The sequence below is a fragment of the Streptacidiphilus sp. P02-A3a genome (assembly GCF_014084105.1).
Classification (GTDB): domain Bacteria; phylum Actinomycetota; class Actinomycetes; order Streptomycetales; family Streptomycetaceae; genus Streptacidiphilus.
Genome location: NZ_CP048289.1, coordinates 3,048,078 through 3,063,909, shown reverse-complemented (window position 1 = coordinate 3,063,909; position 15,832 = coordinate 3,048,078). Strand labels below are relative to the sequence as shown.

General features: G+C 74.4%; 12 protein-coding genes. All 12 read right to left on the bottom strand.

Annotated features, from left to right (window positions below; all coding sequences use genetic code 11):
• Window positions 1-460 precede the first annotated feature (460 nt).
• The 12 genes from GXP74_RS13900 to argB all read right to left on the bottom strand — a co-directional run bounded on the left by GXP74_RS13900 (window position 461) and on the right by argB (window position 15,821).
• Window positions 461-1,273, bottom strand: coding sequence for an RNA methyltransferase (locus tag GXP74_RS13900; protein ID WP_182451808.1), 813 nt, complete (start codon window positions 1,271-1,273; stop codon window positions 461-463).
• 23 nt (window positions 1,274-1,296) lie between these two features.
• Window positions 1,297-2,517 (bottom strand): uroporphyrinogen-III C-methyltransferase, encoded by a 1,221-nt coding sequence (gene cobA, locus GXP74_RS13895; protein WP_182451807.1) that lies wholly within the window; start codon window positions 2,515-2,517, stop codon window positions 1,297-1,299.
• Window positions 2,518-2,643: 126 nt separating this feature from the next.
• Window positions 2,644-6,081 carry a nicotinate-nucleotide--dimethylbenzimidazole phosphoribosyltransferase gene (gene cobT, locus GXP74_RS13890; protein WP_182451806.1) on the bottom strand — a complete coding sequence of 1,146 codons (3,438 nt, stop codon included), beginning with the start codon at window positions 6,079-6,081 and terminating at the stop codon, window positions 2,644-2,646.
• Window positions 6,082-6,424: 343 nt separating this feature from the next.
• Window positions 6,425-7,657 carry a precorrin-6y C5,15-methyltransferase (decarboxylating) subunit CbiE gene (cbiE, locus tag GXP74_RS13885; RefSeq protein WP_182451805.1) on the bottom strand — a complete coding sequence of 411 codons (1,233 nt, stop codon included), beginning with the start codon at window positions 7,655-7,657 and terminating at the stop codon, window positions 6,425-6,427.
• 102 nt (window positions 7,658-7,759) lie between these two features.
• Window positions 7,760-8,371 (bottom strand): GNAT family N-acetyltransferase, encoded by a 612-nt coding sequence (locus GXP74_RS13880; protein ID WP_182451804.1) that lies wholly within the window; start codon window positions 8,369-8,371, stop codon window positions 7,760-7,762.
• A gap of 125 nt (window positions 8,372-8,496) precedes the next feature.
• On the bottom strand, window positions 8,497-8,997 hold the full coding sequence (locus GXP74_RS13875) for a GNAT family N-acetyltransferase (RefSeq protein WP_182451803.1): 501 nt from the start codon (window positions 8,995-8,997) through the stop codon (window positions 8,497-8,499).
• A gap of 391 nt (window positions 8,998-9,388) precedes the next feature.
• Entirely contained in the window at window positions 9,389-9,943 is a 555-nt protein-coding gene (locus tag GXP74_RS13870; RefSeq protein WP_182451802.1) for a sigma-70 family RNA polymerase sigma factor, read from the bottom strand.
• Window positions 9,944-10,190: 247 nt separating this feature from the next.
• Complete coding sequence (gene argH, locus GXP74_RS13865; RefSeq protein WP_182451801.1) at window positions 10,191-11,609, bottom strand: argininosuccinate lyase; 1,419 nt, start codon at window positions 11,607-11,609, stop codon at window positions 10,191-10,193.
• A gap of 6 nt (window positions 11,610-11,615) precedes the next feature.
• Window positions 11,616-12,812, bottom strand: coding sequence for an argininosuccinate synthase (locus tag GXP74_RS13860; protein WP_182451800.1), 1,197 nt, complete (start codon window positions 12,810-12,812; stop codon window positions 11,616-11,618).
• A 218-nt stretch (window positions 12,813-13,030) separates the two neighbouring features.
• Window positions 13,031-13,570, bottom strand: a complete 540-nt coding sequence (locus GXP74_RS13855; protein WP_182451799.1) for an arginine repressor — start codon at window positions 13,568-13,570, stop codon at window positions 13,031-13,033.
• Window positions 13,571-13,659: 89 nt separating this feature from the next.
• On the bottom strand, window positions 13,660-14,886 hold the full coding sequence (locus GXP74_RS13850) for an acetylornithine transaminase (protein ID WP_182451798.1): 1,227 nt from the start codon (window positions 14,884-14,886) through the stop codon (window positions 13,660-13,662).
• Window positions 14,883-15,821: an acetylglutamate kinase gene (gene argB, locus GXP74_RS13845; protein ID WP_182451797.1), complete on the bottom strand. Its 939-nt coding sequence runs from the start codon at window positions 15,819-15,821 to the stop codon at window positions 14,883-14,885. Before argB ends, GXP74_RS13850 begins: the two co-directional genes overlap by 4 nt.
• Between the last annotated feature and the right edge of the window lie 11 nt (window positions 15,822-15,832).

The following is a 15,832-nucleotide window of genomic DNA, read 5'->3' as shown; positions in this document are numbered from 1 at the left end:
TCGCGTCGGTGCCGCCGGTCGACTGGGGTGACCGCCGTTATCCGGATCCCAGCGACGGCTCGATGATCCTGCTGAAGGGCGGCCACTCCACCGACGGCGGCGCCGAGGTCTCGCTGACCGCCGTGCTCCCGGCCGAGTACCGGGGCGCTCCGGCCGCCGTGGTGGTGCTGACCCAGCAGAGCGGCGGCGCGCCCGAGGACCTGGTGGAACTCTTCGGCCTGGCCGGTGCAGAACCGGTTCTGCTGGCCGCCCACGCCTCCACCGGCACCCCGCAGGGGGTCGGCAGCTGGCGGATCGCCGGGGGCGCGGTGCTGCGTGAGGAGCACACCCCGGCCTCCGGCTCCCACCCGGCCAGCACCACCCGGTACACCCCGCTCAGCAACGGCACGATGGCCGAGAGCTGGCCCGGCAGCGGCACCGTGGCCGACCAGACCGGCTGACCGGCCGACCCGGCCGCGGGCTAGGCCTGCCGCTGGGCCAGGGCGTAGAAGCTGACCGCCGCCGCGGCGGCGATGTTCAGCGAGTCCACGTCGTGGTGCATCGGGATCCGGGCCCAGGCGTCGGCGGCGCGCAGCGCCTCGGTGCTCAGGCCGTTGCCCTCGGAGCCCAGCAGCACCGCGCAGCGCTCCAGCAGCTTCGGCTGCACCTCGGGCAGCGGCACCGCGTCCGGGTGCGGGGTGAGCGCGAGCAGGGAGAAGCCCGCGTCCCGCAGCGTCTCCAGGGCCCTGGGCCACGGGTCGAGGACGGCGTAGGGGACGGAGAAGACCGTGCCCATGGAGACCTTGACCGCGCGCCGGTACAGCGGGTCGGCGCAGTCCGGCGACAGCAGCACCGCGTCCATGCCCAGCGCGGCGGCGCTGCGGTAGACGGCGCCCAGGTTGGCGTGGTCGACGATGCCTTCGAGGACGGCGATCCGGCGCGCCCCCGCGAGCAGGTCCTCGGCCTGCCGGGGCGGCTTGCGCTGCATCGACGCCAGCGCGCCCCGGTGCACGTGGTAGCCGGTGACCTGCTCGGCGAGCTCCGGGGCGACCGCGTAGACCGGCGCCGGGACCTCGTCGATGACGTCCCGCATCACGTCGATCCACTTGGCGGAGAGCAGCATCGAGCGCATCCGGTAACCGGCCGCGCGGGCGCGGCGGATCACCTTCTCGCCCTCGGCGATGAACAGCCCCTCCAGCGGTTCGCGGCGGCGGCGCAGCTCGACGTCGGTGAGTCCGACGTAGTCGGCCAGGCGCGGGTCGTTCGGGTCCTCGATGGTGATGAGTTCGGCCACGGGTTGATCCTGCCCGCTCGGGGTCAGCCTGCCAAGCCGACGACGTCGCCGACGACGATCACGGCGGGCGGGCGGATCTGCTCGGCCTCGACCACCTCGGCGACGGTGGCCAGGGTGGCGTCCACCCGGCGCTGGTTGGCGGTGGTGCCCTCCTGGACGACGGCGACCGGCGTCTGCGCCGGGCGCCCGCCCGCGATCAGGGCGGCGGCGATGGCGCCGATCCGCTCCACCGCCATCAGCAGCACCAGCGTGCCGCGCATCGCGGCGGCGGCCTCCCAGTTGACCAGGGAGCGGGGGTCCTCGGGGGCGACGTGTCCGGAGATCACGGTGAACTCGTGGGTGACGCCCCGGTGGGTGACCGGGATCCCGGCGGCGCCCGGGACGCTGATGGAGCTGGAGATGCCGGGCACGACGGTGACCGGCAGGCCCGCCTCGGTGACCGCGATCAGCTCCTCCATGCCCCGGCCGAAGACGTAGGGGTCGCCGCCCTTGAGCCGGACCACGAACTTCCCGGCCTTGGCGTGCTCGATCAGCGCGGCGTTGATCGCCTCCTGCGCCATGAAGCGGCCGTACGGGATCTTGGACGCGTCGATGACCTCGACCTGCGGGCCGAGTTCGTCGAGCAGTTCGCGCGGCGCGAGCCGGTCGGCGATGACCACGTCGGCCTCGGCGAGCAGTCGGCGGCCGCGCACGGTGATCAGGTCCGGGTCGCCGGGGCCGCCGCCGACCAGGGCCACCCCCGGGGTCCGGCCCCGGTGGTGGGCGGCGGCGAGGCTGCCGTCGCGGAGCCCGCTGACCACCGCGTCGCGCAGCGCGGCGGAGCGGCGGGGGTCGCCGGAGAGCACGGCGACGGTGGCGCCGCCCTGGCGTCCGCTGGCCGGGGTCCAGGCGGTGGCGGTGGCGGCGTCGTCGGCGCGGGAGCAGAAGGTCCGGTTCGCCTCGGCCTCGGCGGCGGCGGCCGCGTTGACGGCCGGGTCGCTGGTGGCCACGAGCACGTACCAGCTGTCGGCGAGGTCGCCCGCCGTGTAGGGACGGGCGTGCCAGCTGAGCTCGCCCGCGTCGGCCATGGCCTGGACCGCGGGGGTGGTGTGCGGGGAGATCAGCTGGACGTCCGCGCCCGCCGCGAGCAGTGCCGGGAGCCGCCGCTGGGCCACCTGACCGCCGCCGAGGACGACGACACGCCGCCCGGACAGCCGCAGCCCGACGGGGTAGGGCGGTATCGAGGCGTCGTGGACGACGGGCATGGGGGCTCCGGGGGCAGTTCTGACGGGCGGACAGCGGTCGTGCGGACGCCCCCGGCGTACCGGGGGGCGGGGCAGGGTTCGACGGACTCCGGTGGGGCGCGGCGCGCGACCGCGCCCGCACCGGGGTCAGTGCTTGTCGGTGACTCCGGCGGAGTCGAAGGTGGCTACATCGTGCATCGCCCGGGCCGCGGACTGCACCAGGGGCAGGGCCAGCAGGGCGCCGGTGCCCTCGCCGAGGCGCAGGTCCAGGTCGATCAGCGGGCGCAGGCCGAGCTTGGCCAGCGCCGCCTTGTGACCGGGTTCCGCCGAGCGGTGGCCCGCGATGCAGGCGGCCAGTACCTCCGGCGCGATGGCCTTGGCGACCAGCCCCGCCGCTCCGGCGATGACGCCGTCGAGGATCACCGGGGTCCGCAGGCTGGCCGCGCCGAGCAGGAACCCGGCGATGGCGGCGTGCTCCAGGCCGCCGACCGCCGCGAGCACGCCGATCGGGTCGGCCGGGTCCGGGCGGTGCAGTTCCAGCGCCTGCCGGATGACGGCGACCTTGCGGGCGTGGGTCTCGTCGTTGATGCCGGTGCCCCGGCCAGTGATCACCGACGGGTCCTCGCCGGTGAACACGCAGATCAGCGCGGCGGCGGCGGTGGTGTTGGCGATCCCCATGTCACCGGTGACCAGCGCCTTGTTCCCGGCCGCGACCAGGTCCCGGGCGGTCTCGATGCCGACCTCGATGGCCTGCAGCGCCTCCTCCCGGGTCATCGCCGGTCCGGTGGTCATGTCGGCGGTGCCCGCCCGCACCTTGCGCGGCAGCAGGCCGGTGGTCCGGCCGGACTCGATCGCGGCGGGCAGTTCGGCGGCGACGCCGACGTCGATGACGCAGACCTCCGCGCCCAGCTGGTTGGCGAAGGCGTTGACCACCGCGCCGCCGGCCAGGAAGTTGGCCACCATCTGGGCGGTGACCTCCTGCGGCCAGTGGGTGACGCCCTGGGCGTGCACCCCGTGGTCGCCCGCGAAGACCGCGACGCAGGCGGGCTCCGGGATCGGCGGCGGGCACTTGCGGGACAGACCGCACAGCTGCGCGGAGATTATCTCCAGCATGCCGAGCGATCCGGCGGGCTTGGTCATCCGCTTCTGCCGGTCCCAGGCCTCGCCGAGGGCCTTGGCGTCCAGCGGGCGGATGCCGCGCAGGGTCTCCTGCAGGACGCTGTGCGGCTCCTCGCCGGGCAGCGCCCGGCGGCCGTAGGTCTCCTCGTGCACGACCCAGGACAGCGGGCGCTTCTTGGCCCACCCGGCCTGCGCCAGCTCGGGCTCGCTGGGGAACTCGTTGACGTAGCCGACGCAGAGGTAGGCGACGACCTCCAGGTGCTCCGGCAGGCCGAGCTCGGTGACCAGCTCCTGCTCGTCGAAGAAGCTGACCCAGCCGACGCCGAGCCCTTCGGCGCGGGCGGCGAGCCACAGGTTCTCGACGGCCAGGGCCGCCGAGTAGGGGGCCATCTGCGGCTGGGTGTGGCGGCCCAGGGTGTGCCGCCCGCCCCGGGTGCGGTCGGCGGTGACCACGATGTTGACCGGGGTCTCCAGGATCGCCTCGATCTTCAGTTCCTTGAACTGCTTCGCCCGGCCCTTGGGCAGGGACTCGGCGTAGGCGTCGCGCTGACGCTCCGCCAGCTCGTGCATCCGGGTGCGGGTCTTCGCGGAGCGGATCACCACGAAGTCCCAGGGCTGCGAGTAGCCGACGCTGGGCGCGGTGTGCGCGGCCTCCAGCACCCGCAGCAGCACGTCGTGCGGGACCGGGTCGGGGCGGAAGCCGTTGCGGATGTCGCGGCGTTCGCGCATCACCCGGTGCACGGCCTCGCGCATCTCGTCCTCGTAGGCGGGGGCGGCCGGGCCGTCGAAGGCCGGGTCGGCGGCCACGACGGGCTCCTCGGCGACCGGCTCGGGCGCGGCCTCGGCCTGCGGCGCGGCGTCCGCCGCCGGGTCGGTCGCGGGCACCGGAGCGGTCGCGGGCGCGGGTGTCCCGGCCTCGGGAGCCAGCGCTTCGGGCGCGGGCTGAGCCTCCACCTCGGCCTGGGCCGGGGGTTCGGCGGCGGCGACCGGCTCGGCGGCGTCGTCGGGGGCCGGAACGGCGCCGGTCAGCAGGCCGGAGCCGAGGGCGGTGACGTCGGCGGCGGGATCGGGCTGCGGCAGGGCGTCCGCCACCGGCTCGGGCACCGGCACCGGCACGGGCACGGGCTCGGCCGCGGGGCCGGGCTGCTCCACCGGGGCCTCGGCCGCCGGGGCCTGCGGCGGCACGGGCGCGGCGAGGTGCGGTGACGGGGCGGCCATGAAGGCGGAGATACGGCCGCCGCCTCCGGCCGGGGCGGTGCTCTGCGCCGGGATCACCGGCTCCACCGGGGCGGCCACGACCGCCTCGGCCACCGCCGCCTCGACCGGGGTCGGCGCCGGAGCCGCGACCGGGTACACCTCGGCGGGCTGCTCGACGACCGGTGCCTCCGCGACCGGCGCGGCCTGGGTCTCGACCTCGACCTGAGGTACCGGCGCGGCCGAGGGCTGCTCCGTGACCTGGGGCTGGGCCGCGGCCTGAACCTCGACCTGGGGTTCGGTCCGGACCTCGGCCCGCGCCTCGGGCACGGGCACCGCGACCGGCTCGGCCACGGCCACGGCCTGCTGCGGCTGCTCGACCGGCGCGGCGTGCTGGCCGCCGAGGGTGCTGGCCGGGGAGGCCTGCTGCGCCGGAACGGTCGGCAGCGGCTCCGGGGACGGCGCCCGCACCACGGCCGGGGCCTGCGCGGCCGCCTCCGCCGCCTCGGCGACGGGGTGGTCCAGGTACTCCGGGCCCGGGTGCTGGGCGACCGCGCTACCCGCCGAGCCCAGCGCCGAGTCGCCGTGGCTGGACGGCCCGCGTTCGGCGAGCGAGCGCACCGGCACCTGCCCGGTCATCATCGACGGGTCGGGGATGGGCGGACCGGCGTGCAGCGGACGGCGGGCGGCGGCCTGCGGCTGCTGCGGCTCGGCGGCCTCCGGCGCGACCGGCTGGGCGGCCTGGGCGACCGGCTGCACGGCGGCCTGCGGGGCCTGCGGCTGCGGCGGGGTCAGCGGCGGCCAGGACGGGGCGATCGGCTCCCCCACCGTCTGAACCGGCGTCAGCTCCGCTTCGGCCGAAGCGTGCGCGGGCGCGGCGGCCGAAGCGTGCGCGGGCGCGGCGGCCGAAGCGTGCGCGGGCGCGGCGGGCGCGGGAACCACCGTCAGCGGCAGCGTCTGGTTGGGCGGCTGTGCCGCCGACTGCTCGGCGACGGCCTGCGCCGGGACCGGCTGGACCACGGCGACCTGCATCGGGGCGGCCTGCAGCGGCAGCACGGGCTCGCGCTGCACGGGCTCGCTCCAGGAGCCCTGCGGCCCGGGCATGAGCAGTTCGTCCTCCTCCTCGTCCAGCCCGTCGGGCAGGTCGAGGAAGGTGTACGGCGGCCGGACCGCGCCCTGTGGCTGGGAGCCGTCGCCCCCGAAGGGGACATGGGTTGCCTGCTCCCCGACCGGGGGCAGGCCTCCGGTCGAGACGTGGCCGGTATCGCTCATGTCACTAGCTCCTTCCAGGGCCGCGTGACGTCCTCGGCGGCGCGCTCACAGACCGCGCCGCCCAACGTTCGAGTCCTCGCCTCATGGTGACGAAGCGATGGGCACCGGCCTGCTACCTACAACAACGACGGGACCGTGGCAACCGGCACGATCGCCACGGACCTAACGGCATTCTTCCGGTCCGTCAGGCACCGATGGGCGCCCGCGCCCCCGGTCGGAGTGTGGCTTGCGCCACGTTCACCTGCCGGAGCGGCCGCCGGATCACCGGAATTCCGGGAAGAACGGTGAACGGCAGCACCACGGGAACCGTGCGTCAGCCTACCTTCCGCGACTGACAGCGACGTCAGCGGTCGCCCCAGAGCACGAACACAGGTGCGAGTGGTCGGGCTGCCCGGGCGGGCGGTCCGACCAGCGACGCGAGCGGCGAACTGTCCAACAGCGCGCCGTCGACCGTGTAGCCGACCTCGGCCAGCGCCCGCCGGGCGGCCTCGACCTGCTCCAGGGTGCGCGGCAGGACGACCACGCGCTCCGGGCGGCGGCCCAGGCAGGCGCGGAGCACGTCGGCGGCGCCGCGCGCCAGCACCACGTCGGGCTCGGGCAGGTCGGCGAGCACGGCCGGAGCGGTGCCGTGGACGGTCCTCACGTGCACACCGTAGCGGCGGGCGGTGACATCGATCCGGGCGCAGGCGTCGGCGTCCCGGTCGACCGCGAGCACGGCGGCCCCGGCCCTGGCCGCGTCCACGGCCAGCGAGCCGGCGCCGGCGCCGACGTCCCAGAGCAGGTCGCCGGGCCGGGGCCCGATCCGGGCCAGTACCAGGGCGCGGACGGCGGCGGGGAGTTCGGCCCCGGGGTCGGCGCCGTCCTCGGCGCGGCCCTCGGCGGCCGGGGCCTCGGCCGCCCAGCCGCGCTCGGGCCCGGGGAAGTCCACCGGACGCCCGGCCAGCCAGCCGGAGGGCGCGTCCGGGTCCCGTCGGCCGCCGCCGATCACGATCACCACGCTGGGGTCCCGCCACAGGTGGTCCGGCACCCGGTCGGAGGTGAGCACGGTGATGTTCTCGTCCGGGCTGCCCAGCGCCTCGCAGATGACGAAGGTGTGGTGGACGTCGCGCAGCATCAGCGCGAGTTCGGCGGGACCGGCGCCGGGCGCGGTCAGCACCGCGACCTTCGGGTACGCCCGGCAGACGTTGGCTGCGCGGCGCAGCCCCCGGCCGTGGGTGCTGACGACCTGGGCGTCGTCCCAGGCCATCCCGGCCCGGGCGAAGGCCGCCGCGACCGAGGAGACCGCGGGCAGGACCTCCAGTTCCAGGCCGTACTCGGGCTTGCGGAGGGTGCGCACGACGCCGAAGAAGCCGGGGTCGCCCTCGGCGACCACGACCGCGGTGCCCCGGTGGTCGACGATCCGGCGGGCGACCAGCGTGACGCTGCCCAGCGCCATCCGCTCCGCCCCCGGTGGCAGCCGCAGGTCCCGGAGTTGGCTGCTGCCGCCCGCGACCAGGGTCGCCGCGTCGAGCGCCGCCTGCGCCGCCCGGGTCAGCGGCGAACCGTCCCAGCCGATCACTGTGACCCGGTCAGCCATCGCGACCGCTCCCCCTCGCTGCGTGGTCGCCGTTTCAGCGGCGTGTGTCCGGCGGCGTCCACCCGGCGGACCGGGCGGCCAGAGGCACCCTATCCGCTGGGGTCACCAGTTCGGGTCCGGTTCCTCGTCGGAGGGGTCGGTTCCGTCCAGGTCCTCCGGCAGCAGGCTCCACAGGATCAGCTCGCTGCGGACGCCGCCCGGCGCGTCGCCGTCGCGGACGATCCAGGCGCTGCGCAGGACTCCCTCGCTGATCGCGCCGGTCTTCTGGGCGACCTGCTGGGCGGCGCTGTTGCCGGCCGCGGTGCGCAGTTCCAGCCGCTCGAACCGCTGGTCCTCGAACAGCCAGCGGGCGACGCCGCGCAGGGCCTCCCCGGCGTAGCCCTCGCCGCGGGCCCAGGGGGCGGTGACCACCTCGGCCTCGGTGGCCCGCAGCCGCCAGTCGGTGGCGCGCAGCCGGACGCTGCCGACCAGGCGCTGGGTCAGGAACTCGTGCACGGCCAGGACCAGGCCCCGGCCCGCGGTGCGCTCGGCGGGGGCGAGCAGGGCGACCCAGGCGGCGGCGTCGGCCTCGGTGTAGCCGAGCGGGACGGTGGTCCAGGTGCGGACCAGCTCGTCCGACATCATCTCGGTGAGCGCGGGCACGTCCTGCGGCTCGAAGGCCCGTAGCACCAGCCGGTCAGTGCTGATCGAGATCTCGGGGAAGCTGGACGTCATCACCACTGCTCCTGCCTGTCCCCGCCTCTTCGGCGGAGCTACAGGAACGATCATGCTGCAGACAGGCCGCTTCCGTCATCCCTTTGGCGTGGCGCGCCGGACCGCGCGCCACGCCGAACGGGACGCTAGGCCGTGGCGGCCAGCTCGGGCACCGACTTCTCCATGGCGATGAAGCTCAGCCCGGTGCTGACCTCCTCGACGTCGGTCCGCCGGTAGCCGAGGCGCTCGTACAGCCGCAGGTTGCCGAGGCTGCGGTGACCGGTGAACAGGCGGTACCCGGAGACCGGGCGCTCGTCCTCGGCCAGCCGCTGCTCCATGCCGCGCACCAGCCGGGTGCCGAGTCCGTGGCGCTGCATCCGGGGGTGGACGCAGAGGCGGCCGATCCGGCCCACCCCGTCCGCGTCGACCCAGCCCCGGACGCTGCCGACGACCTCGTCGCCGAGGCGGGCGACGAGCACGTGCCGGTCCTTCAGCTCGGCGCTGAGGCTGTCCAGCGACTGCGTCAGCGGCTCGATGGCCCAGTCGCCGTACAGCTCGGCCTCGCTCTGGTAGCAGAGGTACTGAAGCTTGAGAATCCGCTCGGCGTCGGCCTCGGTAGCTATCGAGGTGGTTACGCTCATGCCCATGCGCGCGTTCCTCCCTTTCCTGTTGTACCCCGGTCGCTGGGGATGAGGGGATGCGACCGGGCTTGCCCTGACCGGAGGTAGGTCGGCCCCAGGTTCGGGGCCGGGCGTACGTTTCAGTGCCCACTACCCATCCGCCTGCTCTTTTCAACATGCGGATTAACAGAGCAGTAAGCAGACATGACAACTGAACCTGTTCGGTCTCCCGGCGAGCGTACCCACTCCACCGGCCGGGGCGACCCCGCCGGGACCGCCGGAGCCGACGCCGGGCCCGGTCCCGGCGCTGCGGAGGGGCCCCGATCAGCCGCCACCGACGGGTGATCGGGGCGCTCGGGCACTCCGCGCGGCCCTCCCCCAATGGCCTAACGATGAGGCCAATCTCACCCTCCGGGGGTCACCAGCGGACCGGTGGCAGCATCCGGCGCAGGCAGGCCAGGCAGCGGGCGCGGGTGGGTCCGATGCTGCCGCGCGGCAGCGCCAGGCGCTCAGCCAGCTCCCGGTAGCCCGGCGCCGGGGACTCCAGCAGCGCGGCGACCAGCGCCGGGCAGCGGGCGGGCAGCCGGGCGACGGCGGTCCGCAGCTCCCTGGCCCGCTCCGCCGCCAGCGTCCGCTGCTCGGGCGACGCGTCCTCCGGGCGGCTGCGGGCGGCCAGCCGGGCCGCCGTCTCCCGGGAGCGGGCCTGCTCGGCGGCCTCGGCCAGGGCCCGGCGGAACTCCTGCACGGTCAGTGCCCGCAGCCGGGCGGCCGGACGCGAGGCCCGGCGCTCGGCGGCGGCGCGCAGCCACACCTGCTGCTCCAGGTCCTCCGGGTCCAGGGCGCGGGCGGCGGCGAGCGAGCGCAGCAGCCCGAGGAAGGCCCCCCGCAACGCAGGATCGGCGGCACTCGGCGGCGGCGGGCCGAGCGGGGCCGACGGCGGGGTGACGAGCGACGGGGGCAGCGCGGGCGTCATCGGGCGCTCCGGTGGCGGGGGGAGCGGGCCCGGCCGGGGCAGGGGGCCGGGCCGGGGCTCGGTCAGGGGGCGTCGGGCAAGGGGTGCTGACCGGGGGCCCGGCCGGGAGTGCACCTGGTGAACGTCCCGCCCCGGCCTGCGGGTGCGCGCCCCGGCGCGGACCACCCGCACGGGTGAGCGAAACGACGCGGAGGGGGTGGACGCGTGCGTCCACCCCCTCCGCGTCGGCCCGGGCCCGGCGCGGCGCCTAGCGCTTGGCGTCGACCCACTCCCGCTGGGCGGCCAGGTCGGCCCTGACCTCGTCGAGCTGCACCGCGACGGCGGACGGCGCGGTGCCGCCCCGGCCGTCGCGCGAGGCGATCGCGCCGTGCACCGTGAGCACCCCGCGCACCTCGGGCGTCAGCAGCGGTGAGATCTCCGCGAACTGCTCGTCCGTCAGGTCCGACAGCTCCAGGCCGCGCGGCTCGCAGTACTTCACGCAGGCCCCGGCGACCTCGTGCGCCACCCGGAACGGCGTGCCCTGCTTGACCAGCCACTCGGCGATGTCGGTGGCCAGCGAGAACCCGGCCGGGGCCAGCTCCTCCAGCCGCTCCTCGTGGACGGTGAGGGTGGCCATCATCCCGGTGAACGCCGGGAGCAGCACCTCCAGCGTGTCGCAGGAGTCGAAGACCGGCTCCTTGTCCTCCTGGAGGTCCCGGTTGTACGCCAGCGGCAGCGCCTTGAGCGTGGCCAGCAGCCCGGTCAGGTTGCCGATCAGGCGTCCCGACTTGCCCCGGGCCAGCTCCGCGATGTCCGGGTTCTTCTTCTGCGGCATGATCGAGGAACCGGTGGAGAAGGCGTCGTGCAGTGTGATGAAGCCGAACTCGCGGGTGTTCCAGATGATCACCTCCTCCGCGATCCGGGAGAGGTTGATCCCGATCATCGCGGTGACGAAGGCGAACTCGGCGACGTAGTCGCGGGAGGCGGTGCCGTCGATGGAGTTGGCGGCGGAGCCGCCCTCGAAGCCGAGCTCGGCGGCGACGAACTGCGGGTCAAGGCCGAGCGAGGAGCCCGCGAGCGCGCCGGAGCCGTAGGCGGAGACGGCGGTCCTGGTGTCCCACTGGCGCAGCCGCTCGGCGTCCCGGCCCAGGGCCTGGACGTGGGCGAGCACGTGGTGGGCGAAGAGCACCGGCTGGGCGTGCTGGAGGTGCGTACGCCCGGGCATCGCCGTGTTCGGGTGCGCCTCGGCGAGGCCGACCAGGGCCTGCTGGAGGTCCAGCACCAGTCCGCCGATGATCCGGGCGTGGTCGCGCAGGAACATCCGGCCGAGGGTGGCGATCTGGTCGTTGCGGGAGCGCCCGGCGCGCAGCTTGCCGCCGAGGTCGGGGCCGAGGCGTTCCAGCAGGCCGCGTTCGAGGGCGGTGTGCACGTCCTCGTCGGCGACGGTGCCGGTGAAGGCCCCGGACTCGACGTCGGCCAGGAGCGTGTCCAGGCCCTCCAGCATCCGCGCCAGCTCGTCGGCGTCCAGGTGCCCGGCCCGGTGCAGGACCTGGGCGTGGGCCTTGGACCCGGCGATGTCGTAGGGGGCGAGCCGCCAGTCGAAGTGGACCGAGGCGGAGAGCCTGGCCAGTGCCTCGGAGGGTCCGTCGGCGAAGCGCGCGCCCCACAGGCGTACGTCGTTGCTCATCTCGGATCAGCCCTGCAGGTCGCGCTTGGCGGCGATCTTCGAGGACAGGCCGAAGATCTCGATGAAGCCCTTGGACAGCGACTGGTCGAAGGTGTCGCCGGTGTCGTAGGTGGCCAGGTTGAAGTCGTACAGCGACTGCTGCGAGGCGCGGCCGTTGACCACCGCGCGACCGCCGTGCAGGACCATCCGGATGTCGCCGCTGACGTGCTGGTTGGCCTCGTTGACGAAGCCGTCGAGGGCGCGCTTGAGCGGGGAGAACCACAGGCCGTCGTAGACCAGTTCGGCCCACCGCTGCTCGACCTGCCGCTTGTAGCGGGCGAGTTCGCGCTCCAGGGTGACGTTCTCCAGCGCCTGGTGGGCGGTGATCAGCGCGATCGCGCCGGGGGCCTCGTAGATCTCGCGGGACTTGATGCCGACCAGCCGGTCCTCGACCATGTCGAGGCGGCCGATGCCCTGGGCGCCGGCCCGCTGGTTGAGCTCCTCGATCGCCTGGAGCACGCTGACCTTGCGGCCGTCGATGGCGACCGGGACCCCGGCCTCGAAGCTGACGACGACCTCGTCGGCCTCGCGCGGGGTGGCCGGGTTCTGGGTGTACTGGTAGACGTCCTCGATCGGGGCGTTCCAGATGTCCTCCAGGAAGCCGGTCTCCACGGCGCGACCGAAGACGTTCTGGTCGATGGAGTAGGGGTTCTTCTTGGTGGTGACGATCGGCAGGTTCTTGGCCTCGGCGAAGGCGATGGCCTTGTCCCGGGTCATCGCGTAGTCGCGCACCGGGGCGATGCACTTCAGGCCGGGGGCCAGCGAGTTGATGCCGACCTCGAACCGGACCTGGTCGTTGCCCTTGCCGGTGCAGCCGTGGGCGACGGTACCGGCGCCGTGCTTCTTGGCGGCGGCGACCAGGTGCTTGACGATGACCGGCCGCGACAGCGCGGAGACCAGCGGGTACTGGCCCTGGTAGAGGGCGTTGGCCTTGAGCGCGGGCAGGCAGTACTCGTCGGCGAACTCCTGCCGGGCGTCGGCGACCTCGGCCTCGACCGCGCCGCAGTCCAGCGCACGCTGGCGGATCGCGTCCAGGTCCTCGCCGCCCTGGCCGACGTCGACGGCGACGGCGATGACCTCGGCGCCGGTCTCCTCGGCGATCCAACCGATGCAGACGGACGTGTCAAGACCGCCCGAGTAGGCGAGTACGACGCGCTCGGCCATTGTCTCTACTCCATTCACAGGGTGCGTGTCGCAGGCTGCGGGGCATCCATGCGCTGCTTAGAATAATTATGCATGAAGCCGCATAGATTTCAAAACGGCCACTCCTCGGAGCACCGTGGGACGCCCTCCGGGCCGTTCGGGTCACCGGGGCGCAGAGAGGCGCCTGCCAGCGGGGACGTGTGTGTCCCGGTGTCCGCCGCGCGGCACCGGGCTCGGGTTCAGGACTCGGCGAGGCCGAGCAGGTGGGCGGCCACGGCCTCGCCACCGGCCGGGTCGCGGCTGATCAGCAGCACGGTGTCGTCCCCGGCGATGGTGCCGATGATCTCGTGCAGTCCGGTCTGGTCCAGCGCGGAGGCAAGGAACTGGGCCGCGCCGGGCGGGGTGCGCAGCACCACCAGGTTGCCGGAGGCGGTCGCGGAGACCATCAGCTCGCCGCAGAGCCGGGCCAGCCGGGTCTCGTTGGCGGACTCCCCCATCGGCGCCTGCGGCGTCCGGTCGCCGCCCTCGGCCGGGACGGCGTAGATCAGCGTGCCGTACTGGTTGCGGATCTTGACCGCCCCCAGCTCGTCCAGGTCGCGGGAGAGCGTGGCCTGGGTGACGGCGAGTCCGTCGTCCGCGAGCAGCTTCGCCAACTGGCTCTGCGAACGGACGGGCTGCCTGGTCACCAGGTCCACGATCCGGCGGTGTCTCGCTGTGCGCGTCTGCGGCAGCTGCGGCACCGGTCCCGTGGCCGGGGCGGGCTGGAGGTCGTCGGTCATGGGATAGATCTTCCCCTACTACGACGGGACTGTCGTTCCATACGACTGCCCGCTCTTCCGAATGGCGCAGGCGGGACCGCCGACCGGTCCTAGCGGATGGAGCGCAGTATCCCGGGCAGCACCGCGAGGAAGGTGTCCGCGTCCCGCTCGGTCAGCACCAGCGGCGGGGCCAGCCGGACCGCGTTCGGGGTGCAGGCGTTCACCAGGAACCCGGCGCGCTGGGCGGCGGCCTGGAACTGCCCGGCGACCGGCTCGGTCAGCACGATGCCGAGCAGCGTGCCCGCGCCCCGGACGTGGTCCACGATGGGGCCTCCCCGGCCGGAGGTCGGGGAAGGGTCGCCGATGGCCTCGATCCCGGTGCGCAGCCGGTCGCCGACCTTGGTCACCTGGTCCAGCAGCCCCTGGGACTCGATGGTGTGCAGCACCGCCAGCGCGGCCGCGCAGACCACCGGGTTGCCGGAGAAGGTGCTGCCGTGCTGGCCGGGGTGGAGCAGCGCGGCGGCGTCGCCGAAGGCGAGGGTGGCGCCGATCGGCAGGCCGCCGCCGAGGCCCTTGGCCAGGGTGACCACGTCCGGGTCGACGCCCTCCAGGGCCTGGTGCGCGAACCAGTGCCCGGTGCGGCCGATGCCGGTCTGGATCTCGTCCAGGACCAGCAGCGTGCCGGTGGCCCGGGTGATCTCGCGGGCGGCGCGCAGGTAGTCGGCGGGCGGGACGACGACGCCGTTCTCGCCCTGGATCGGCTCCAGGATCACCAACGCGGTCTCGGTGGTGACGGCGGCCCGCAGCGCCTCGGTGTCGCCGTAGGGGACGTTGCTGACCTCGCCGGGCAGGGGCAGGAAGGGCTCCTGCTTGCCGGGCTGGGCGGTGAGCGCGAGCGCCCCCATCGTCCGGCCGTGGAAGCCGCCGGTGGCGGAGACCATGTGGGTGCGGCCGGTCAGCCGTCCGATCTTGAAGGCGGCCTCGACCGCCTCGGCGCCGGAGTTGGAGAAGTAGACCCGGCCGTCCGGCCGCCCGGACAGCTCGATCAGCCGCTCGGCGAGGCGGATCGTGGGCTCGGCCATGAACAGGTTCGAGACGTGGCCCAGGGTGCCGATCTGCTCGGTGACGGCGGCGACCACCGCCGGGTGGGCGTGGCCGAGGGAGTTGACCGCGATCCCGGCCAGCAGGTCGGTGTAGCGCTTGCCGTCGGCGTCCCACAGGTGCACGCCCTCGCCGCGGACGAAGGGGACCCGCGGGGTGCCGAAGTTGTCCATCAGCGCGCCCTGCCAGCGAGCGGTCAGTTGCTCGTTGCCCGTCGGCGCCTCGGTGCTGCTCATGCCAGACCCCCTGTGATGATCGGCTCGTTGTCGTTGTCCGGCACGACCATGGTGCCGATGCCCTCGTCGGTGAAGATCTCCAGCAGCAGGCTGTGCTGGACGCGCCCGTCCAGGACGCGCGCGGTGCCCACCCCCTCGCGTACCGCCCGCAGGCAGCCCTCCATCTTCGGGAGCATGCCGCTGGCCAGCGTGGGCAGTATTTTCTCCAGCTCGGACGCGCCGAGCTGGCTGATCACGTCGTCGCTGGCCGGCCAGTCGGCGTACAGGCCCTCGACGTCGGTGAGCACGACCAGCATCTCCGCGCCCAGGGCCACCGCCATGGCGGAGGCGGCGGTGTCCGCGTTGATGTTGTAGACGTGGCCGTCCAGGCCGCGCGCGACCGAGGAGATGACCGGGATCCGGCCGTCCGCCAGCAGCGCGTTCACCGCGCCCGGCTCGACGTGCGCGATGTCGCCGACCAGGCCGATGTCGACCTGTTCGCCGTCGACCTCGGCGTAGCGCTTGACCGCGGTCATGGTGTGCGCGTCCTCGCCGGTCATCCCGACCGCGAACGGGCCGTGCTCGTTGAGCAGGCCGACGAGTTCGCGCTGCACCTGCCCGGCGAGGACCATCCGGACCACGTCCATGGTCTCCGGGGTGGTCACCCGCAGCCCGGCGGTGAACGAGGACTCCAGGCCGAGCTTGTCCAGGTGGGCGCTGATCTGCGGGCCCCCGCCGTGGACGATGACCGGGCGCAGCCCGGCGTAGCGCAGGAACACCACGTCCTGCGCGAACGCGGCCTTCAGCTCCTGGTCGACCATGGCGTTGCCGCCGAACTTGATGACCACGGTCTTGCCGTGGAAGCGCTCCAGCCAGGGCAGTGCCTCGACCAGGGTGAGCGCCTTGGGCAGCGCGGTGTTGTTGCGGGCCTGCTCGCCCTTGGGTGCGATCTGCACGACGGTGGACC

Excerpts from the sequence above, each read along its gene's own strand:
- GXP74_RS13880 (WP_182451804.1), bottom strand. The coding sequence starts at position 8,371 with ATGACGTCCAGCTTCCCCGAGATCTCGATCAGCACTGACCGGCTGGTG.
- cobT (WP_182451806.1), bottom strand. The coding sequence starts at position 6,081 with ATGAGCGATACCGGCCACGTCTCGACCGGAGGCCTGCCCCCGGTCGGG.
- GXP74_RS13855 (WP_182451799.1), bottom strand. The coding sequence starts at position 13,570 with ATGACCGACGACCTCCAGCCCGCCCCGGCCACGGGACCGGTGCCGCAG.
- GXP74_RS13875 (WP_182451803.1), bottom strand. The coding sequence starts at position 8,997 with ATGGGCATGAGCGTAACCACCTCGATAGCTACCGAGGCCGACGCCGAG.
- GXP74_RS13860 (WP_182451800.1), bottom strand. The coding sequence starts at position 12,812 with ATGGCCGAGCGCGTCGTACTCGCCTACTCGGGCGGTCTTGACACGTCC.
- GXP74_RS13870 (WP_182451802.1), bottom strand. The coding sequence starts at position 9,943 with ATGACGCCCGCGCTGCCCCCGTCGCTCGTCACCCCGCCGTCGGCCCCG.
- GXP74_RS13850 (WP_182451798.1), bottom strand. The coding sequence starts at position 14,886 with ATGAGCAGCACCGAGGCGCCGACGGGCAACGAGCAACTGACCGCTCGC.
- argH (WP_182451801.1), bottom strand. The coding sequence starts at position 11,609 with ATGAGCAACGACGTACGCCTGTGGGGCGCGCGCTTCGCCGACGGACCC.
- cobA (WP_182451807.1), bottom strand. The coding sequence starts at position 2,517 with ATGCCCGTCGTCCACGACGCCTCGATACCGCCCTACCCCGTCGGGCTG.
- cbiE (WP_182451805.1), bottom strand. The coding sequence starts at position 7,657 with ATGGCTGACCGGGTCACAGTGATCGGCTGGGACGGTTCGCCGCTGACC.